Origin of the sequence: Sphingobacterium sp. SG20118, assembly GCF_044740685.1 — a bacterium.
Taxonomy (GTDB): Bacteria; Bacteroidota; Bacteroidia; order Sphingobacteriales; family Sphingobacteriaceae; genus Sphingobacterium.
Genome location: NZ_CP172826.1, coordinates 2235345 through 2258198, shown reverse-complemented (window position 1 = coordinate 2258198; position 22854 = coordinate 2235345). Strand labels below are relative to the sequence as shown.

Here is a 22854-nt window from a genome sequence, read left to right as displayed (position 1 = left end):
ATTATTAGTATTTAAGTTTAGTAATCAATTGTAACCCAATTTCTATTTCACGCTCTATTTCATCCAATAGATTTTTCGAAAGTGCTATTGATACAAGTTGTTTTTCCAGGACGGTTGTCAATTTTGCTAATCTAACTAGGCCTGAAGTTGAAGTAGTCCCTCTTAATTTATGAAGAATAATTCGCATATCCTCTATATTATCAGTCGATCGGGCATTTTTCAAACGATTCAAAGTTTGTGTTACCTCTGTAATAACCAGATCTAAAAAATAGGACTTAAAGCCTGGATCATCTCCAATCTGTTCTGTTAAAGTCGTCAGATCCAGACGATCATTCCATACATCGATATCCTGATTTCCCATGGACGATATTTGGACGAATTTCTGCAATACTGTATTTAGATCAAGTTGTCGTATAGGTTTTGGCAAAAATTCAGACATTCCTGCTTCTAAGCATTTTTCCCTTTCTCCACTCACGTTCCCTGCCGTGATTCCTATAATAGGTATATCATGATAACCCGCTAATTGGCGAATTTGTTTTGTTGCTTCGATTCCATCTACTTCAGGCATCTGTACATCCATCAATATCAAATCAAAATTAGACTTCATACATTCGTGAATTGCATCTGCACCATTGGACACTGCTACTAGTTTCTGCATTTGGCATGATAGAAGCCATCATACGCTGATTTAGAACCATATTCACTAAATTATCATCTGCTAAAAGTACCTTTGCTTGTTGAGGATAAATATTCGTTGAAACATTAGCTACATCCTGTTTGATAAGCCCATCATCGGCCTTATTTTTTTGAATAGCTCTACGCAATGTAAGGTAAAGTTCATCAGACCTAATGGGTTTCAATAAACAAAATGATCTTTCTTGTTGGCGGAATGCAGAAATCACCTCATGCTCCTCAGAGGAAGTATGCAAAATAATAAGAGGAATACCCTCTTCCTGCTTATAGAACAATTCCTTTATCTTTTCAATCGTTTCCAGACCTGTCAAAATAGGCATATGATAATCCATAAGAATAACATCAAAACGTTCTCCACACATCAATAGTTGCAGTGCAGCCAAGCCGTTTTCGGCCAATACCGAATCTACCCCTTTATAGGTAAGCATGTGTTTAATAATTAGGCGGTTATTAGCATTATCATCTACGATAAGTACCCGCTTCAATGGTAGGTCACCATCATCCACTGTCGCCCCCTCTTCATAAGTAATTTCCAGGTCAAAATAAAAATCAGAGCCCTTATCGAGTTCGCTCACCAAACAGAGTTTGCTGCCCATATATTTCAACAGATTATTGGATATCGTAAGCCCCAATCCAGTACCACCATATCGTTTGCTCACCGAACTATCCTCTTGTGTAAAAGCATCAAAAATACGTAGTTGCTTTTCTATCGGAATACCAATACCAGTATCCCGAACAGAAAAACGTAATTTTATCTGATTATTTTCACTGCTTAATTTTTCAATTTTCAGTTCAATTTCTCCCCGCTCAGTAAATTTAACCGCATTACCCAATAGATTGATCAATACTTGTTTTATCCTTGCCTCATCTACCCAAATATAAGCTGGTAAACCCTGCTCAATATTCAACAAAAGTTCAACCTCTTTTCTTTGTGCTTGATATAATACGACGTTTATAACCTGATGTGCCAAATCATAAACATTGAATTTATCAATATACAATTCCATTTTTCCAGATTCAATCTTCGAAAAATCCAAGATATCATTGATGATATTCAACAAACTAACCCCAGACTCATTGATGTAGTTGAGATATTGTTTCTGCACATCATTCAATGGAGTTCTAAGCAATAGGTCAGAAAAACCGATGACTCCATTTAAAGGCGTTCTTATCTCATGGCTCATATTGGCCAGAAACTCAGATTTTGCTCTACTTGCCAAATCTGCTAAGTTTTTAGCTTTCTTCAGTTCCAGATTAACTTGAACAGAATCGGTGATATTTTGAGTAAAAACAATAATCCCCCCAATACTGTCATCAGCGAGGTGCCATGGCCTCACCTCCCAATTAAAATGTTGAGGTAAAACATGTCCGTCTACATCGAACAATTCATCTACATTCTTATAGTATTTACCTCCCAGAGCATCATAATAAATATTCTTACGGTCTTCAGGAATATTCGGAAAAAGGTCAAATAGATTTTGATTAATAATATTTACAGCATCTTTGTGGAAATCATCCATCCATTGATGACTCACTGAAACACAATGAAAATCATGATCAAACATAGCAACAGAAGCTGGGACATAATCGACAAATGCCTGCAACATGGCCTCTTTACGGGCTAATTCTAAATAAAGATTCTTACCTCCATCAATATTCTGGATTATACCAAAAACTCGTTTACAAATTCCATTTTCAAATTCAGGAATCCCCTTTACGCGTACCCAAATAATCTCTCCTCCCACTTTCCTTAAGCGTAACTCCACATCATAAGGACGTTCCTCCAAGGTAGCTTGCTCAAACAATTGTTTTAATCTCTGTTGGCTTTGCTCTTCATAAAAACCAACAGCGTGATCAAAATCGGGTATAAAATCCATTCCTACACCGTGAATCAATTTAGTAAAATCGGACCAATACACTTTATTCTCTTCCAGATTGACCTCCCATCCCCCCACTTGCGCCACCATATTCGTTTGTTCCAAAATCTGCTTGGTACGTAATAGGTCATCCTGTAGCTGTCTCCTTTCGGTCATGTTGAGAGCCGTACTGACCACATATGGATTACCATCCATATCCTTTTCTAACATATTATGATATAGCCAATAGATTTTTTCACCATCCTTAGACTTGAGTATCATCATTCCACTATCTTCACCCTTACTCAGAATCCGCTTTAAATATTCATCAAGCTGTTCTAAATGATTTTCTGGCACTAGCTGCTTTAAATTCAGATGTCCCACCTCTTCTTTCGAGTATTTTAATACATTACGTCCTTTCTCGTTAACAGACAGTATATTACCATCCATATCGTGCATACTCATGAGACCAATTGCATTCTCGAAAAAATTCCGGAACTGACGTTCCGAACTCTCTAACTTCAATTGCTCTTCACGTACTTTAGTCACATTACGTCCAAAAGCAAATATTTCTAAAGTAGACGCATCATACTTAAAACACCATTCTATAATAATATCACTACTATCGATTTGCGGTGTTACTGTCGTATATTCAAGCTCATCATGAGTGGTAGATATCAGACTTAATCGTTTCCTAAAATGTTCATCATTACAATTCACTAAAGCAAAAAATGACTCCAGATTTACCTTAGACCTATCAATTTTTAAAACATTAGCAAAAGCAGGGTTAAGCTCCTTGACACGGTACTGATCATCCAATACACATATCATATTATTTGTAATATGAAATAGCTGTTCAAAATACCCTGCCTGTACTTTGCGTTTCTTCCCCAATAAAATTTTAGTCACCGCTTTTCCAAGTTGTTCAAGAGATGTAATTTGTTTCGCAGTTATTGATTTTGGTTCAAAATCGATAACACAGATAGTTCCCAAAGCATTGCCCTCATTATCTATTAAAGGAACACCTACATAAAAACGAATATTACCATCATGAATCAGGGGATTTTCGAATGTTCTAAAGTCTTTCAGAGTATCTTCTATCACAAGCACTTCTTTGCTCATGATGGTATATTGGCATACTGTGTTACGTCTTTCCACAGTATCTAATTCCATACCCACGCAACTCTGTATCCTTTGCGTATTTTCCTCCATCATGGCGATAAGACAAGCTGAACTATCTGTTATAAGACAGGCTGCCTGTGCAAAGACATCAAGGTCCGGGTCTTTCCCCAGCCCAAAAAGTTCATATGATTTCAACTTACGGATACGCTCCAATTCGTTTTCCGGGACTGGGTACTTTTTCATACCTTATATAATAAATAGATGATGTTAATTTAGTATGTGAAAGTACTAAAAACATTTATCCTTTATACAAATAAGTAATAAAAAAGGTAACTCAGAAAAACTGCTCTTATAGTTAAGCTATTACTTCTAATCTAGTTTTATAGATATCCAGCTTTTGTACCTTCTTCAAAACTAAATAAAGGAGAAGTAAATGCTGTACAGTAATATAATGAGTACTTCAAGGAAAGATAAAATCAGCAATCTAATATGCTCCTATAGCAGGTAATATTGTTATAATTAAGCTAATCCAAAGATTTCTTACTTCGAATGTATACAATCAGTTTATTCCCGAAAAATAGTATTGTATAGGCCAATAAACTTTGTATCAAGACATTTAGAAAAGGAAAAATGAACAATTGTACCTTACTGAAACTGAAATGAACTATTTTATCCCAGAATAACGCGTGATACACAAGCGCTACGAAATAATTTACTATAAAAATCACATTAAAGCAGTCCAAGAAATGAACGATTTTCCTTCTGTTTCTCCTATAAAAGTAAGTTGCGACCAAAACCATGATCAATAATAAGATGGCATTATAGATTTGTTTCTCTCCCATAATAAGCATTGATTTATAAATACCACTTTTAAAATTAACGAGGTATTGAAAACTCTCAGATTAGCAGTATGACCATATACCCCTTACCTACCGAACCTTATTGTAAATTTAGGTATAATTTTCTCTTATGTGAGAATATTTTTATATTTGTACATAACCTAAAAAAATAAGCGTATTCCAGTAAGAAGTCTATGAAAAATCATTACAAATATCTCGCAGTCTTAATTGCTGTCCTCACTACGACAGCCTGTCAAAAGGAAACCGACGATAGCGGTACCATCTATTGCGCACCCATAGAATCCGTAGTAGCTTTTCAGCTATTGGATGAAAGCTCAAATAAGGACTTGTTCTCAATCGATACTGGCAAATACAAACCCCAAGACCTCAAGCTGTATCCCTTCAACTATACAAATAAAAGCGACACCATAGTATTAAAGCGCTTGACGCATGAAAATAACCATATTTTTGTATTCGCTAACCAGAATATTGGTCAAAGTAGATTTTTACTCCAAGTGGCCGACCTGCCCATGGATACTTTATCGTACCATGTCATCAAAGAACCTAGCGCCTGCGACCTGCGAAAATTTGTAACAGCTTCCTTTAATGGGTTGCCAGTTACTCCAGAGAACGACTTGCTCATTTTAAAGAAGTAAGCCTGACCAAACTACTATAACACTTGAAATGATTATCGATCGATACTATCTTATAACCACCATAAATCAAACATGAAAATCAACAGTTTCAAAATTTTATTTTCGCTATTATTGTCAACAGTGATGCTATTTTCTTGCAAAAAGGAAGATGATATCCACATCTCAGACCTTGAGGGTACTTGGAAGATTTCAGAATATGGTAAAGATGTAAAATACACCTTTAACAATCCTGGTAAAACCGTATTGGTATATGCCCTCCAAACGGAAACCGGATCCGACACGACCTTGATTCGTAACTATATCGTCAGCAATGACAAAAGTATTCTCACCATCTTCGAAGGAGACCGTTACCAAAAGAGCGATGCGCTATACACCGGACAATATTATCTGAAAGAGTTGTCCTCCAAGCAGATGATTTGGGAAAATACCGACAAAGAGCTTAAAGAAGCCGATAAAACATTATTTAAAAAATAACCGATTCAAAAAAACAGCCCAATCTTGCGATTGGGCTGTTTTATGAACGTTAAACACCGTTATGCTTTAATGGATTTTTTTTTCCAATTCTTTTCCTTTTTCCACCCAATCATTGATTCCACCAGAATAATTCAAGATGTTATTGAAGCCATTCTTTTTCAAGATGGAATAGGCAATATTTGCACGTGCACCACTCTGACAATGGATGATAACGGGCTTATCTCGACTTATTTTATCCATATTTTCGGTCAATGATGTGAAGGAGATATTTTCAGCTCCTTTTATATGCCCATTCTTAAATTCAGTAGCAGTACGAACATCTACCATCTGTACATCTTTTGAGTCGATTTTTGTTTCAAATTTATCGAGGTCGACACGATCAGACTTTAGCAGTGCTAGGCTCTGACCATTGACATTACTGATATAACCATATATATTATCTAAGCCAATCCGCATCAGTTTTCGTGTCAGGTCTTCTATTTTATCCTCTTCGGCTACCAAAATGAATTGTTGGTCATAATCAAGCAAACTTCCCAAAAAGGTAGAAAACGAATTTCCCCCTTCGATATGCAGACTTCCAGGTATAAAACCACTTGCAACGATTTCTTTAGAACGAGTATCGATGATCTGTAATTTGTTGTTGATTGCCCTATCTGCCTCTATTTTTGATAACTTTGCATGTTTTGGTACTTCGACCAATAAAGGGCGATGCACCTTATTGAGGTTTTTCATCATCGCAAAATACTTTGGCGGCACAGGTTGATCACTTAAAATGTAATCAATAAAACCAGCCTCGTTGTTCAAGAACTGCAAAGCATGATTGCTCGATTTTTCTTGCTTCAAAGTCGATTGAGGTTCACTGCTCAAACTTTTCCCACAAAATGAACCTGCCCCATGCCCTGGCCATATTTCCGTATTATCTGGTAATTTCATGAAGCGGCTTATAGAGGCAAAAAGCTGTTTTGCACTGGCCTCTTGGGTGCCCACCTGACCAGCAGCTTTTTCCAATAGATCCGGACGCCCTACATCACCTACAAAAATAAAATCACCCGTTATGGCTTTTATAGGTGTTAGCGGTGCACTTTGGTCCTTTAATAAAAAGGTTAAGCTTTCAGGCGTATGGCCCGGTGTATGCATCACTTCGAGTGCAAGACTTCCCAATTCGATTTTATCCCCTTCTTTTAAAGGAAGATGTGCAAATTCATATTGCCAGTCTTTACCCCCCATATCCGAAAGGTACAATTTGGCACCAGTAGCAGCAGCCAATTCACGTGAACCACTTAAATAATCGGCATGTATATGTGTTTCAGTAACATGTGTTATGTTAAGCCCTTTATCTTGGGCTATCTCTAAATACGTATCGATATCTCTTTTAGGATCTATAACAATCGCTTCTCTTGTCAATGAGTTGCCAATGATATAACTGGTCTGCGCCAGAGTCTTGTCAAATACACGCTCGAAAATTAGCGATTGTGCTTTTACAGCCTGAGACTGCCCAAATACAATCAAACCGATTACGGTATTTATTTTAAAAAATGATTTCATACAGTACTAAATTACTTTAAAACAATCGTCTATAGCAGGTTGTAAAAACAAACCTATCTATAAGCTCACTTCAAATTTAAATAAAGATGTTCTATATACAGTTTCAATAGTGTCATATATATAAATTAGCGGTCATTTAAAGCGGCTAAATGCCTGTATCGATTTGCCGCTCTTAAATAGTTACACAAAAGTACTTATCATGAGAGTCCGATATTTTTCACCTGCTCACCTACCTTGAATATTTCCTTATTTTGCAAAGCTGCAGTAAAAAAGAGCGAGTCAAACTTATAGCTGTTTTACCAGTTTATGTAGAAATTGTGGTAGTCAAACCGAAGAAAAATAAGATGTTATTATAGGGGCTCTACCCTATTTGAATGATGGACTAGGCAATGATTTTGGAAGAGGGTTATGTAAGAACTCTTTCTTTAAAAGAAGAAATTATCCTTTGTTATTTTATAAAATTTGCGTTCTTTTGCATTGTCTATAATTAATCTAAATAAATGAAGTACGTATTAACTTCGATTTTACTCAGTTCATCACTGCAGTTATTTGCACAAAATATTGACATATCTGGAAGGATTACTGATGACAGTAACCAGCCTTTGACCGGCGTTACGGTCACTTTAAATAATAACGCAATCCATTTACAGATAGATTTACTGGGAAGGTACACTTTAAGTGGCTTACAACCTGGTAAATATACCATCAAAGTATCTCACACAGGTTATAAAACCCAAGTAAAGACGATAGATCTATTACAGCCACGACGCATTGATTTTCGAATGGTAAGTGAAACGATCAATATTCAAGAAGTATTTGTCACGGCGAAAGAGAGCCGTAAATTGGGATCGGGTTCCGTAATCGATCGCAAAGCACTGCAAGTATTACAGCCTTCTAGTTTTACGGACATTCTCGAATTACTTCCCGGAGGACGGGCTGTCGACCCCACATTGACATCCAACAATTCGATCAATCTGCGCGAAGCCAATCCGATAGGCTCATCTGCCTATCAAACAAACTCATTGGGTACCCAGTTTAGTGTTGATGGCAATATCCTCAATAACTCTTCGATGCTCGGGAGCACATCCCAGTTATTCGCTACCGATCCAAATAAAAATCGTGACAATACCTTTTCAGGTATTGATATGCGAACGATATCGACAGACAATATTGAGAAAGTTGAAATTATCCGAGGTATCCCCTCTGTTGAATATGGTAATCTGACCAGTGGAGTGTTGTTGATCGACCGAATCAAAGGGCAGACACCAATCAATTTTAGAGCTAAGGTCGATGGCACAAGTAAATTATTCGCAATCGGAAAAGGGTTTGATTTCTACCAAAAAAAATACAAGCTGAATTTTGATGCCGATTATCTGCACTCCAACGAATCGCCTTATGACATTTACACCAATTTCAAACGCATCAATGCATCCATTCGTGGAGAAAAAGCATGGGATAATGCGCAATACAGCTTGAAGTGGAGTCATGCAGTGGATATCAATACCTCTTTAGATGGCGACCGTTTTGATCCAGATACTGATTATGCAACGACTGACAATTATAAAGCGACAAAGCGTAATTATTCGTTATACAATAAACTACGCTGGGATAACCTCCAACTCACCCAACCCCTGCGCAATATCGAATTCAGTAACGCGATCAATTTTAACAACAACGCGATTAGCATCGATAAATTGATTCAACCGACTTCAGCAACACTCTTGGTCGATGCATTAGAAACAGGTAGCCAGGAAGCAAGTTATTTGACAACCGCATACCTCAGTCATGTTGATGTTTCGGACAAGCCACTATCCATTAACTCCAAACTAATCAGTAATTGGGAAATGGATTTCGGCGTCAAACATGCAATTAAAATTGGGGGAGAATTCAATTATAGCAAAAACTTGGGTTTTGGTCAACGCTATGATACCAAGCTCCCTCCCAACCCAGGCATTTCGGTTCGTCCACGAAGCTTTAAGGATATTCCTGCCTATAGCAATATTTCAACATTTGCTGAAGACCATTTTACTATTGGAACCGGTGCAATCCGTTTTGAAAACAGTCTAGGCGTTCGCGCTTTTAGCCTCTTAAACCTAGATAATCGTTATGCACTGAGCGGAAAGATCAACCTTGACCCACGCTGGAACGGACGTTTACACCTACCAGAGCTGAGCATACAAGGGAAACCACTGACTTGGTCGATAGGTGGCGGATATGGGAAACAGACCCTATCTCCTACACTCGCCTATCTTTATCCAGCCATGGTCTATAAAGATTTACCCGAGTTAACTTATTACCATAACAATCCGGAATATAGACTTGCCTGGGCATATACAGAAACATTTGACCCGACCAACTATCAGCTGAAAAACGCATCCACACAAAAATGGGAAGTATCTGCCGACCTTGCATTCAACGACAATAGGTTTACCGTTACCTATTTCAGAGACCGCATGGACAATGGCTTTGGCGGTGCGACTACAGCTGCCCGATTGGCTTACACCAAATATGACAACAGCTCGATTGACCCGAATACGCTAGATCACAAGCCCGATATCAGCGAATTTACAGGAACCGCGCAAGCACAGTATGAGACATACCAGCGTTATGATAATGCGACAAGTACCAATAAAGAAGGAGTCGAATACCAATTTACATCCAGACGTATCAGCGGACTCAACACCCGCTTTACGATCAATGGTGCCTGGTTTAGAACCATCAATAGCAATTCGCTCCCCATTGCCGAAAATATCAGTAGCGCTGCTATAACAGAAGGCAAGATCAAACAGTATTATGCCATCTATACCAATACCGAAGGATTCTTACGCGAGGCATTCAATAGTAATTTAATTATTGACTCCTATCTACCCAAGCTTGGGCTCAACCTGATGCTCTCGGCACAGAACATTTGGTTCAAAAAGAGTAAGACCCTCGAAAAAAGTGACCTCCCTGTAGGTTATTATGACATCGATCAGCAGTATCATACCTATACCGAGGCAGACCGTACAGATGCGGCACTACGCTATTTTGATAAAAAAGAGGACCCGATTATCTATAGGATGAACACGGTTCCTATTGATCTGCAGATAAATTTCAAGGCGACCAAGCATATCAAAGATAAATTACGTATCGCTATGTTTGTCAATCGCCTCTGGACCTACACACCTACCTACAAGCAGTACGGGGTCATCATCCAACGTAAAAACTTTACCAGCCCCTATTTCGGTATGGAACTGAATTTAACTTTATAATATGAAGACATCATTATATATGAAAACCATCTTTGGAAAAATAGCGATAGTCAGTCTTTTTTTGATCAGCCTTAACGCTTGTAAAAAAGATACTTTGACCGAACAATTTGCCTCAGTTAAAGTTCTGATGACCTATCCAAATATCAATGGACAGTACAGCATCAAAAATATGACCGCTAAATTAACTGAAACAAATAGCGGCACAGAGAACACGGTAGCATTGACCGATCTTAACGGTACTATTCTATCGGCAGAGCTATCCTATGGCACCTATATTGTTTCCTTGGAAGGTGATGTAGCGATCACCGAAAATGGTCAGAGTAAGAATTATAAGCTCAAAGGCTACCAGGCCAACATCATCATCAACAGTGCCATGGTATCCACTCCAGTTTCCTTGTTTTTATCCGATCCAAGTGCCAAATTCGTATTTAAAGAAATTTTCTTCACAGGCACCGTAACTTCAGAAAACAAAGCCTATAACGGCGACAAATACTTCATTTTATACAACAATTCGACAGATACCCTGTATGCCGATGGCCTTATATTGGCACAATCCAAATTTCTGACCACAACAAAATATGATTACAAACCAGATGTTATGAACGAAGCCTTCACTACGGATGATATCATTATGCTTCCAGGATCAGGAAAAGATTATCCCGTTGCTCCAGGAAAACAATTGGTCATTGCCAACAATGCGATCAATCATAAAGAGATCAACAGTAATTCGGTAGACTTAAGTCAAGCCGATTTTGAAATCGAACTCATTGGTAGCATCAATATCGATAACCCTGCTGTACCCAACACGATATCGCTTTCTGGAAGTATGCTCATGCATAATAGAGGATTTACCAGCTATGTCCTCGTGCAGTTGCCCGAAGGCAAGCAACCACAACAATGGTTAGATGACAACCAATATACCTACAGCTATTTGGCAGCAAATGGGCGAGAAATGAAAGTCGACGCCTACAAAATCGATAACAGTTACATCATGGATGCTGTAAATCTATCGGTAGAACAAGGATTTGCCTGGATAGTGACGGCACCAAATTTAGATATGGGTTGGACCTACTGTGGTCGCAACTCTTCCGATGCTACACGTTACGGCAAGTCTGTGAGCCGCAAAACCTTATCTAGCACCAATGGCGGAATATTGTTTTTGCAAGACACCAACAATTCAGCAAAAGATTTTAATCCCGAGTCCGTATTATCGTTATAATAATGAAAAAGCATTTATGGATATGGAGCAGTAGTCTCGTTTTGGCCCTTCCTGCCAAAGCGCAAGACTCGGCATCCTATGTTAACGCCTATCACCAAGAGCGGTCCGATCTTTTTGTACAAGAGCGCATCCGGCAGATGGATGCCCCTTCTTTACGGCCATTCGATTACCAACAGGAAGGCACTACGGTACAAGCAGGTTACTTGTACCGTAAACAAGACAAATACAATTGGCAACGTGGAAACGGAGAAAGCACCTTGTCCATATCGTCCGAAACATACCGTAAAACCAATACCGGTTGGACGATCTGGGGCGACGCAAGCTATCAGACCGGAAAGTCAAAAGGGCTCAACTACAACGAGTCACTAGATTACGACCGTATCTTTCCATACTTTATGGCCGACAGCGTAGGTGGAGACCAAAGCCAGCAATCTTATCTCTTTGGCGGCGGCATAGCTAAGAAAACAGGAAACTGGTCTTATGGAGCTGCTGCACATTTTCGTGCCAACCAAGCCTCACGCCAGTTGGATCCAAGACCCTACAACCGTAGTGCTATCCTTGACCTTGATATCAGTAGCACCTACCACTATCGGGATCAGTACCTCGTATCGGCTCAAATGGGCTATACTATGTACAAACAGAGTGCTGCCCTTAACTTTGTTTCCAAACTAAGTAAACCCACTTTTTATCACTTGAATGGACCTGCAGCCTACAATAAACTATTGATGGACTCCGAATCAATAGCATTCTACACAATCAACACCTTTCGAGGCGGACTCTCTATTCACCCTATAAATACGGGGTGGATTGCTTCCAGTATTTGGGAAACAGAAGCTGGTTCCAAGCGGCTGAAATCTGTTGATGACAATATCAACACCTGGACGGACAAAAAAGGAACCACTCAATTGGGCTACCACCTGAGCCAAGACGAATGGCAGTGGCAAGTCATAGCACACTGGAATAGCCAACGTCGTATCGGCACCGAGGCACTTTTTACCAGTCAAAGCTCCAATAATGGTTTACAAAAAATTGCCGACCGGTCCAGTTATCGCTATTTTCAGGACAGCTATGGTATATTGATCGGCACCGGAAAACCCAGGGTATGGAACCTGCAATTGCAGGCTGATTTAAGCGATATTCAAGAGCAATATCTATCGCCCTACTACAACAGTACCTTACGACCATTGGACCTTAATTTCAAAGGGCAGTATTATTGGAAAGCTGGGAAAGATAATTTCGAAACCTCTTTTAGCATTGCTATGCGCAAAATATTAGAAAAAGATTTTACCTTTAGAGGTTTAAATGAAAACACAGGAATCGGACAGCTTATAACCAATAATTGGAATTATATGCAGCTCGAACCTGTCACTTTGGGCATCAATGCGCAATGGAACATCAACAGCTTTGAGCAACTATTCCCCTTCATTGGTATCCGTGCAGAGCATGCCACAGCATGGAATGCTAATGCATTGGAAATCAAAGTAGGTTTTAAATTTTAGAACATAATATTTAGGATAATATACATATGAAACGACTGACTGTGATTTTTGGGTTAATGGGGATGTTTTTAGGTACCACAGCATTTTATACCCAAAAAGAACAAGAAGATCTTAGATCTATCTATAGCCAACCTATATCCAATTGGCCCAAACCCACCCTTGATGAAGGGGTAGCGTACAACGAATTTCAATCTCTACCCCGAATTGATACCAGCTACTTCCGAAAAATGGAGCAACCCATTGTCAAACTGGGTAAAATGTTATTTTTTGATCCTATCCTTTCGGGGTCCAATCAGATCAGTTGCAGCTCTTGTCACAATCCTCAAAACTCATTTGGAGACCATGTCACCGTACCTGTAGGTAATGATCATATAGAAGGACCACGACATACCCCTTCCCTTTTAAATGTCCATGCACGCAAAACCCTATTTTGGGACGGTCGCGCTACGAGTTTAGAAGAGCAGGCTTTGAGCCCTATCGAAGCACATCACGAGTTGGATATGGCCTTGGATAAACTGATTCCTAAACTTAAAGCCATACCTGGCTACCGTCAACTGTTTAAAGAAGCCTACGGAGAAGATGAGGATTTCTCCATGCCAGAGGTATTGCACGCTTTAGCAGAATTCCAACGAACCATACAAAGTAAACGTAGCCGATTTGATGAGTTTTTAGATGGCAAGACCACTGCCCTTTCCGATCAGGAAATTAAAGGTATGCACCTATTCCGAACCAAAGCACGCTGTATGAATTGTCATAATGGCCAATATTTGACCGATGAATCATTCCATAATATTGGCATGACTTATTACAAACGCAAATATCAGGATTTAGGACGTTATGAGATTACCAAAAACGTTGAAGATGTCGGTCGGTTCAGGACACCATCACTACGTGATGTCGGTAGCACAGCACCTTATATGCACAACGGGCTTATGCCAAATCTTTTGGGAGTGGTCAATATATACAACTCGGGTATGCATATGATAGATCCATCAGCAGAGCAGAAAGCAAATGACCCTTTATATCCGGTCACCGATCCTTTACTCAAAAAACTCGATCTTACAACAGATGAAACAAAAAGTATAGTCGCCTTTCTGGAGGCCATGACTGCAGCTTCATACCGTATGCCGCGCCCAGAAAAACTTCCGCGATAAAATAATAGCAACACAATCTATTATCATAAAAATAACAAACGCAATATAAAAACAAAGACGCCCTTCAGTAAAAGCTGAGGGGTGTCTTTGTTTCGACCCCAAAAAAATATCCCTGATTCCAAGGATAGTATCACATAATAAAGCTGTTTAAATTTGAAAACAGATTATTATACGTCAATCATCACGTTATGTTCAAATTTATAGTTACTTCATTTGTAACCGCATGCTTTACGACTGTTTGTGCGCAACATACTCTGGTCGTACCAAAAACAACTGTCCAAATGTTCCCTTACCTCACAAAAGAAAATACATACGTTTACGTCGACAGTTGTTTTACACCTGTCTTAAAAGACACTTTCTCCTATGCAACTCCTTTTTATAAAAGCGGATATGCCTTTGTAGCAAATAGCGAACAGGAATCTGCCCTTATCGATAGCCAGGGCAAGCTCATCGAACCCTACACTGAATCTATGCTAAAGTTGGAAGAGGTAAACGGTCTCACCATCCTAATCAAAGAAACAGGATACGAGAAAAAACTCCCCTTTTGGAAATGGGATTGGAATATCATGAGCACCCATATCAAAAAAACAGCAGCATTCGTACATATACAGGCACGGATACTGGAGTCCAATCAATCCTTGTTCAATAAGAAAGTAAGAGATGGAGAAAACGATCATAATTTCAGTTTCTACCCATTGGATGATAGACATGTCGTATGGAATGGAGACTTGTATAAAACTGAAAATAAGAGTTTCAGAAAACTAAATAGCAAAATCGATGAAACACTGGATAGTGGACGCTATATCAAGACCTCCAACCAAAAATTCGACATCTGGAACACCAAAAATAAGCAGCCTCTTTTAAGCCATTTAACCGGCAGAACATCCCTTTCGGTAACCATCCGTGATGAAGAAGTGGTCTTAGACTCCATCAATCAAGATCGCTACGCACCTACTATCCCCAAAATACTGTATGACGAGCGCAGCGGGCAAGCTTATCTCTTTCCACAATACGACAAAGCATTCCCCACGAACATTATCTTCAAGAACCAAGAGCAAGAGGACTTTCTCAAAGAGACCAAGCTGATCTATTCGGTGAACAATTCACCCTATTTTATCCTAGGCAAATTTAACTACGACCATACGATTTGGGCATACGATTGGCGTTATCTGGATGATAAAGGAAATTTTCTTGAAGAGATTCCGGTGCAAGATTTCTTTATTACAGACCAGCTGGGGAATATCTTATGGCCAAGTACAACGATTATCTTAGACGACTGCTCGATAGAGGAAAATTGGCACTTTCATAAAATAAGGTATATTCAAGAAACCAAAGATTTATTTATCATCTCGCTCAAGCATAAAATAGAAAATTTAAATAAAAAAGGTCTTTGGAACCGAGACGCACAATATTGGGAGCTAGAACATAGCTATTCAGAAATCATCGTATTGGATGTCCAGCGAGAAACTGTATGCGCTACAGCAAGAAATCGATGGGGAATTTATCCTATACAACAATAAAAAACGAGAACAGGTCGGACAAAAGAGCTATGCTAGCATTTATCCAAATGGAATGGTCAGCAAAAAGATTGATGGACAAAAACCGATTTATTTTTACATCGACCTTGGAACAGGAAGAGAATACAGAGATAACTAAAAGCAATACATATTACGAGCAAATGGCATCAATTGAAAATATAGACCCAACGATCATACAAGTAGGAATCGCAACTGCACGACAAAAAATAGAGGATCATCATAGCGATAAATTCACTTATGCCCTTCCCGAATGGGCTATGCTCACCGCTGATCCGGAAATTATTGCTATCGTTCAGGTCCATGGTGCTGAAGGAATACAGGTGACTAAGCAAAAAGTGGACTTTAAAGTAGATTTCAAAAACGAATCCTCAATCATACATTATGCTACTCATCTTCAAAACCAAATGAACACAAGATTATCCCTACTGGGCTATGTCGTGTTTTATAAGAGCTATTCAGTTGTCCAACAAGATCCATATTACCATTCAACATTGACAGATTCTGAAAGCGCTGAGCTGACACAGTTCAACAAGGAGAGTACAAACCCCGACTTTTCATTCATTATTCTAACTAAAGATCTACAGCGCGTAGAAGCAACATCACAATTAATTTCATAAAAAACGGCCACAATTACAAGACACAACCGATAATTTTACAACAGGAAATGGATGGAGAACTTATCCTATACAGCCATAAAAGCAAGCACAGATCGGACAAAAAAGCTATACGAGCAACATCCTCTCTGTTGTACTAACAGGCCTCTACTTTTACATCCCAACAAATATTCTAATGCGCTATATGCATCAATATATTAACCAATTTCCCGAAAGGATCCCTCACATAAAAACGCCTTACCCCCCACACTTCATCGACAGGACCATACGTAATGGTAAATCCAAATTCTTTCATTCTAGAATAGGCAGTTTCTATATCATCGACTTCAATAGATAAGTCAGGTACATCTGTTCCAGAGCCACCCTGCGAGGCAAAACTAATTTGTAAAGGCATACTGTATTCATTACCATAAGTCTCGATCCAACCGTGATCCATCATTTTTTCAAGTCCTAATACTTCACCATAAAACCGCTGTGCTGCCGCTATGTTTTCGGTCTTTATATTTGCAACTATCCTTTTGACTCTCATAACTCCCAAATTAGCTTTATAAAAATTCTCATTTATAAACAAATATAATAAGAAATGAAAAAGTTTATTTTACAACAACCTAAGGAAATTAAATAAATTCAGTATATTCAATTAATATTAGCCCGTACCCTAATACCTTGATATAACCATTTTACCTACCCAGAAAAACCATCATGTACTTAGCAAAAAAATCGCGTATTATCCTTATCCCATTGGTCATAAGCATCATAAGCTCATGTGCTGTTAACAAAAAATCAGCTTATTTGCTTACGCTCAAAGACAGCTACTGTATACCACCTACGTATTTTCTAAAGGCAGAACAAACCCTCACGAATCAAACTATCGATTCGCTGGCTGCCCATGATGTCTTAAACAAAGTTTTCTCGATACAAAACGTCCATATGCTCTATGCTCTTGGACTAACAGAGGAGATGAAAGAATTAGGGAAACTTAAAGGCAATAGCAGTGTCGATGCCCGTATTCGCAAGCTGACGATTAACGATCAAATAAATAGAACGCTATTACTTGCTTTATCAGATATCAATGCTGCTGCTGCAGAACTCGATTGCGAGGCAGAACGCGTGGATCAGGTAGCTGGATATATTGATGAAATCAATGCAGCCAGAAATAACAAACTTGTCGTTGGCTCTATTGCATTAGGTGCATTAGCATCTATCGCTGGAGCAGTGATTACGAATAATGATGTCAATAGTGCTGTAGGGATTACTGGAGGTTTACTTGGTGGGGGTCTCGGTTTTTTCACCTTAAATCCCAAAGGGAAAAAGGTCGAATTTTACCATCCCCATAACCTATTGCGAAATGTATGGACACAAAATGATACCGATCAGAGTTTTTCACCATTTATCTGGTATATGCTGAGCGAAAAAATATTCAGTAATGATGGTACCAACTCTCTTTTACACAACCTAAAGAATCGATGGATTGACTATCAGTTTGATAATGATAAGAATCAAGGAAATCAATCCGTCATATTTTCAGATGGAGGTATTTATTATGCTGATGACCTACACTCCAGAGCTGCTATGATCAACCAATTGCAGGCCGTTATACGCTCCATTAACCAAGGTGTCAACAACTTGATACTGGATGCAAGTAAAACACTTGAGTAACACAAATAAAGCGCCCGCAAATGGGGCGCTTTATCTAATAGCGTGTTATGATCTGTAATCTTAAAGATTGATCACCTGTCCATCGGCTGGGATGATCACTTTATCGGCGATACCCTTTTCTGCCACATAATCAGAAAGCTCTTTACGTGTTAATACACAATGGTTTATAGCTTCCATATGAACGGCAATTATAGTCGCGTCAGGCAATAATTGGTGCACTCTGTACACATCTTCCTTCCCCATGATAATCGCACCGAAACCATCCACCTGAGCATCACCCGTATTAAGCACAACAACCTCGGGATTCATCTTTTTCAAGTGCATTTCAAAATCTTTAGTCCATATCGCATCGCCAGCAATATATAACGATTTCTGCCCTGGAGCATTAAAGAATATGCCAGATGCTTGTCCCAAGGACTTAGCCATTAGCGGATGAGCAAAGGCTTCATCCGAACCATGCTGGGCATGAGTTTTTTGCATTTGGATATTTCCAAAATGAGAATCTGCAGATAATACCCGAACATCTGTAAATCCTTGAGCTGTGATCGCTGTAGAATCCTCTTCATTTTGTGCAAAAAGAGCTTTATCCTTAGGAAGCATTTTTATAGCCACATCGTCCCAATGATCTGCATGCATATGGGTTACAATTATAGCATCCGGATTAAGTAGGCTTTCTGCAGCAACAGGCAATTCAACCATCGGATTACGAATTTCCGAATTTGCAGTACCTTCAAAACCAGCATATGCTCCTTTATTAGCCAAAAGTGGATCTATAAGAAACTCTTTTTCACCATATTTCAATACCACCGTTGCATTTCTGATCAACTGGATACTCGAGTTATCCTTAACTTGTGTCTGTCCATAAGACGATACTGCTAGGAAACCTAAAGCAATACCTAAAATGAATTTTTTCATATCTATTATTGTATTGTAAAAATTATTGTTAAAAACTATAAAAAATAGCGTTTACTGATTACACTACAAAAGTATCGCTCTTTTAGCTGCGATAGCCTACCAAGTAATTATGAAAAGATACCATTTTGATAATTGGAATAGAATTGACCAGTAGTCATACCCGTTTGTGCTTTGAAAAAACGCATCAAATGGTTCGGTTCAGAAAAATGGAGTTCAAAAGCTATTTCCCCAACAGTTTTCCCCGAATGGATCAGGTAATTTTTGATTTCGAAAAGAAGACGTTGCTTTAAGAGGTGCGTAGCAGTTACATTGAACTGTTTTTTCACAGCAGCATTTATACTTATTCGACTTACGCCAAGCAACTTCACATAATCATCGATTCTTTGGTGATCCCGAATGTGGAGCTCCAAGAGCAATTTGTATTGATAAGCATAATTGTTTTCAGCATTTTCTAAAGAAAGCTTATTTTGAAAAGCATATTCACGATTGAACTTCTGCAATAGATAATATGTCAGCGACCTTATTATATGCGAGCTATCCGGCTTGGGAGATACAAGCTCAACTTTTATTTCGGACAATAAGCTACATATTTTATCGATTTCCACCAGACTTATAGGCATATCGAGTGGATAGTTTAGCTGATAAAAATACAACATCCGATATGCAAACAATTTATCCGAGAAAAAATCATTCAAGAAACCTTCCTGAAAAACAAGCACAGTAAAATCGAGATCCTCAGCATCCAATTGCCACTTCCTTTTTTGAAACGGTGAAATAAAAATGACACTATTATCCGTTAGGCTTATTTTTTGTTGATTTAAGATTAAAGTTCCCTTTACCTTCTTAAAGATGACGATTTCAAAATAATCAGTATTATAAGTATCGGTGTCCAGGTAACTTGCTTTCACGTCATCACCAATCAGCACATTGAGCAAGACTTCAACACCGCAGTCAGATCTATGGAATTTGATTGTTTTCATGTTAAAAATTATGATAGAATTTCTCTCAGCATCTATTGACATAAATTAAAGAGCATATACCTCTTCAGATTGAATCAAAAATGACTTTATAAAGGTAAGATATTTATCACGTACGCTAATACCAAAAGACACTATAAAACTATCCTTTTGATAAGGAGATTCAATAGAATACTATTCACCACTTATAATCACGAACTAATAATGTTAGTAACACAAAGACTCCTGAAAATAGTTTCCAATTTTAAAAAATCAAGCAAAAAATAAACACTAATATATTTAGTTTTTTACTGCTTAGAGTCCATTTCTCACTACCAAAACGGATAGCAGTAATAAGCTAATTAACTTAGTGTCGCAATTAACTACAAATCACCAACAAACTGATAATAAGGGAGATGCTAATATTTTAAAATAACTTAAGCCTAATCACAGAACATAAATAATATGACTATAGCATCCAAATCTTACATAAGTTCCAATAGCTTAATTTAATTCCAAAAGATATAGACAAAACCTATATGGGTATCTTGTCACTTATGTCACAGCTCCTTCAACGCTAATCAATAGATTTCTCCCCCATCCTAAAATTTCAATTCAATTCAAAAAATGGCAATTTTCACACTTTTCAAAATCAATTTTACACAGCAAGAATATTTCTAAAAATGATAATAACTTGATTTATATAAGCAGTATTGATAGCAGTTAAAAATCTGATTCGTATGAAAATCGCAACACGCTAATTTAGCGCTATAAGATATAGATATAACCTATATGCGTAGGTCGTCGCCTAAACGACAAATCATCAATTCTAATCAATAATTACATAACGTGCCAAATCCGTTTTCAATAAAAAACACGATTTTTTTGACCTTCATATCTCTAATATGAGACATTAAATTAATATTTACATCTCAATGCTTCAAAAAACACTTAAATAAAACTACGGCCTTAAAAACAATCTTATTTTAAGATGCCACAAAACAACTATGAATTACTACCCTAAATATTCGCTTTCCAATAAAAATAATGAAATTAACCACTTACTATTCGAATACTGCTTTACTCTGTTATTTACCATTATCGCTAGTGCTCAACACTTTACTATTTTACTATTTCACTCCCTTACTTCTTTACTATATACTCGTAACTACTTTACTATTTCATTTCGTTACTTCTTCACTTTGTTATTTCTTCATTTTGTTACTTCTTCACTTTGTTACTTCTTCACCCCTATCTTGACTAAATTAAAAACAATTACTTTTAATCGTAATCTTATTTTGATGCTGCGTTAAAATTGCTATTTGTCTTTATACGAAATATTGTGTATGGTATTCTTTCAGAACTTTGTATATTTGAAAACCAGTTTACCATATTATCACAAAAGAATATTCATGAAAAGAACAATCATAACCAGTGTACTAATTTTATTTTATAATTTAATATCCGCTCAATCTATAAAAGGAACTGTGGAAATTGATATGAAAACAGGGTTAATAAATTGCAGTTTTGAGCTTTACAACCTGCCCGAAATAAAGAACTATAAAATCCTTCTCAACAAAGGGATGAATATCAAATACTTCAAAGATTCGGAAAAAAAAATAATGAACTATGATGGTCATTATGATGGTAAAATGAAGGGAGAGGCTAATGAATATTCTTTTAGAGCTGCTAATGGTAAGACTTTGGAAATGCCTTTAACGTTTCAAGTTGACTATAAAGGGGCATTCCCCATTTATTTGGATTCACCAGAGGATTTTGGCCCATTCGATTATAAGGGCATTATTGCTTTTAATGGCAAAACACTTCGCGCGGCAGATCAAACAAAATGGTATCCTATCCTATATGATGTTGATAATGATAAGTTAATAGATAAGTATATTTATGATATAACATTTAAAATCAAAAACTCTGAGAACAATACAATTTTTATTAATGGTAACGTACCACAAAAAACTAATGAGCACCAATTTGTCTCCAATAAGGCCTCAACCTTATTAATTTTTATTGGAAATTATGATTTTACCTCAAATAATGCAGGCTACCTGCTTAATTTTGATGCTGATGAAGAAACTGTTTCTAAAATTTTCGACAATATTGAGGCCATAAAAAAGATACTCGCAATAAATTTAAAATCTGAATTTAAAGATAAGATCTATGTAATAAACCATAAGGCCGTTAATAAGAGAAAACTAGGGAGTAGTTGGGCATTCAATGATTATCCTGCATTCGCATTTACGGATTTAGACCCAAGTAAGTTGTTGAATGAAAATGGTCAATTTGTTGATTGGTATCTGAAGTTTTTTGGCCATGAACTTGCCCATAATTACTTTGGCACAAATGTATTATCTGGAAAGCTATCATGGTTTTGGCTCGAATCATTTGCCGAATATTTATCCTATAATGTTACTGAAGATTTTGGTTTAAAGGGATATTTAAAAGAGACTCTAGTTGCTGACGCAAAAAAGATAGAGAGTCAAAGTTATATTCCGCTTTCTGAAATTACCGATCCTGGGCAGATTAATGAATCCTATCGTTATATTTTAGCTCCTTTAATGTTAAAATGCTTTGAAGACACTTTTGGAAGAGATAAGGCAAATCTAGTTTTAAGAACATTATTGAAGTATAGTTTAACTCATAGTTTAACACTAGAACATTTCGACAAAGCAGTTTCTGAAAGTGGTATAAAAGCAGCCGATTATGAGGTGTTTAAGATAAAGTATATAACAAGTAAAGATTTTAAGGAAAATATTATTTCTCATATTATGAAACAGTATAACTAATTAAGGTAGATATACTACACAAATCTATCGCATTCAAGATTAAAAAATATCAAATAACTAAAG

At 37.6% G+C, this 22854-nt stretch carries 16 protein-coding genes; 10 read left to right on the top strand and 6 right to left on the bottom strand.

Annotation, left to right across the window (positions count from 1 at the left end):
- Nucleotides 1-4: 4 nt before the first annotated feature.
- Both ACFX5U_RS10560 and ACFX5U_RS10555 read right to left on the bottom strand, forming a co-directional pair.
- The gene (locus ACFX5U_RS10560) at nt 5-658 is read right to left on the bottom strand and encodes a response regulator (protein ID WP_400263426.1); all 654 of its coding nucleotides are present in this window, start codon (nt 656-658) and stop codon (nt 5-7) included.
- Nucleotides 597-3914 (bottom strand): PAS domain S-box protein, encoded by a 3318-nt coding sequence (locus ACFX5U_RS10555; RefSeq protein ID WP_400263425.1) that lies wholly within the window; start codon nt 3912-3914, stop codon nt 597-599. Before ACFX5U_RS10555 ends, ACFX5U_RS10560 begins: the two co-directional genes overlap by 62 nt.
- A 790-nt stretch (nt 3915-4704) precedes the next feature.
- Here ACFX5U_RS10555 and ACFX5U_RS10550 point away from each other — a divergent pair.
- Nucleotides 4705-5166 (top strand): hypothetical protein, encoded by a 462-nt coding sequence (locus tag ACFX5U_RS10550; RefSeq protein WP_400263424.1) that lies wholly within the window; start codon nt 4705-4707, stop codon nt 5164-5166.
- A 72-nt stretch (nt 5167-5238) separates the two neighbouring features.
- Nucleotides 5239-5640 (top strand): hypothetical protein, encoded by a 402-nt coding sequence (locus ACFX5U_RS10545; RefSeq protein ID WP_400263423.1) that lies wholly within the window; start codon nt 5239-5241, stop codon nt 5638-5640.
- Between the two features lie 66 nt (nt 5641-5706).
- Here ACFX5U_RS10545 and ACFX5U_RS10540 read toward each other — a convergent pair whose 3' ends face one another.
- On the bottom strand, nt 5707-7185 hold the full coding sequence (locus tag ACFX5U_RS10540; RefSeq protein ID WP_400263422.1) for a rhodanese-like domain-containing protein: 1479 nt from the start codon (nt 7183-7185) through the stop codon (nt 5707-5709).
- Between the two features lie 500 nt (nt 7186-7685).
- On the opposite strand from ACFX5U_RS10540, the gene ACFX5U_RS10535 reads away from it, so the two are divergent.
- The 6 genes from ACFX5U_RS10535 (at nt 7686) to ACFX5U_RS10510 (ending at nt 16463) form a co-directional block, all read left to right on the top strand.
- Nucleotides 7686-10436 (top strand): carboxypeptidase-like regulatory domain-containing protein, encoded by a 2751-nt coding sequence (locus ACFX5U_RS10535; protein WP_400263421.1) that lies wholly within the window; start codon nt 7686-7688, stop codon nt 10434-10436.
- A gap of 1 nt (nt 10437) precedes the next feature.
- Nucleotides 10438-11655, top strand: coding sequence for a DUF4876 domain-containing protein (locus ACFX5U_RS10530; protein ID WP_400263420.1), 1218 nt, complete (start codon nt 10438-10440; stop codon nt 11653-11655).
- A gap of 2 nt (nt 11656-11657) precedes the next feature.
- Entirely contained in the window at nt 11658-13154 is a 1497-nt protein-coding gene (locus ACFX5U_RS10525; RefSeq protein WP_400263419.1) for a DUF6850 family outer membrane beta-barrel protein, read from the top strand.
- A 26-nt stretch (nt 13155-13180) separates the two neighbouring features.
- Nucleotides 13181-14308 (top strand): cytochrome-c peroxidase, encoded by a 1128-nt coding sequence (locus ACFX5U_RS10520; RefSeq protein WP_280567919.1) that lies wholly within the window; start codon nt 13181-13183, stop codon nt 14306-14308.
- 188 nt (nt 14309-14496) lie between these two features.
- Nucleotides 14497-15828, top strand: a complete 1332-nt coding sequence (locus ACFX5U_RS10515; protein WP_400263418.1) for a hypothetical protein — start codon at nt 14497-14499, stop codon at nt 15826-15828.
- A 29-nt stretch (nt 15829-15857) separates the two neighbouring features.
- Nucleotides 15858-16463, top strand: a complete 606-nt coding sequence (locus tag ACFX5U_RS10510) for a hypothetical protein (RefSeq protein WP_400263417.1) — start codon at nt 15858-15860, stop codon at nt 16461-16463.
- Nucleotides 16464-16632: 169 nt separating this feature from the next.
- Here ACFX5U_RS10510 and ACFX5U_RS10505 read toward each other — a convergent pair whose 3' ends face one another.
- Nucleotides 16633-16989, bottom strand: coding sequence for a VOC family protein (locus tag ACFX5U_RS10505; RefSeq protein WP_400263416.1), 357 nt, complete (start codon nt 16987-16989; stop codon nt 16633-16635).
- Between the two features lie 173 nt (nt 16990-17162).
- Here ACFX5U_RS10505 and ACFX5U_RS10500 point away from each other — a divergent pair, with 173 nt between their 5' ends.
- A complete protein-coding gene (locus tag ACFX5U_RS10500) occupies nt 17163-18119 on the top strand; it encodes a hypothetical protein (RefSeq protein ID WP_400263415.1) in 957 nt (318 codons plus the stop codon).
- A gap of 60 nt (nt 18120-18179) precedes the next feature.
- On the opposite strand, the gene ACFX5U_RS10495 is transcribed toward ACFX5U_RS10500, so the two are convergent.
- Nucleotides 18180-19034, bottom strand: coding sequence for an MBL fold metallo-hydrolase (locus ACFX5U_RS10495; RefSeq protein ID WP_400263414.1), 855 nt, complete (start codon nt 19032-19034; stop codon nt 18180-18182).
- A gap of 107 nt (nt 19035-19141) precedes the next feature.
- Nucleotides 19142-20014 (bottom strand): helix-turn-helix domain-containing protein, encoded by an 873-nt coding sequence (locus ACFX5U_RS10490; RefSeq protein ID WP_400263413.1) that lies wholly within the window; start codon nt 20012-20014, stop codon nt 19142-19144.
- 1388 nt (nt 20015-21402) lie between these two features.
- Here ACFX5U_RS10490 and ACFX5U_RS10485 point away from each other — a divergent pair.
- A complete protein-coding gene (locus tag ACFX5U_RS10485) occupies nt 21403-22791 on the top strand; it encodes a hypothetical protein (protein ID WP_400263412.1) in 1389 nt (462 codons plus the stop codon).
- The last annotated feature ends 63 nt before the right edge of the window (nt 22792-22854 follow it).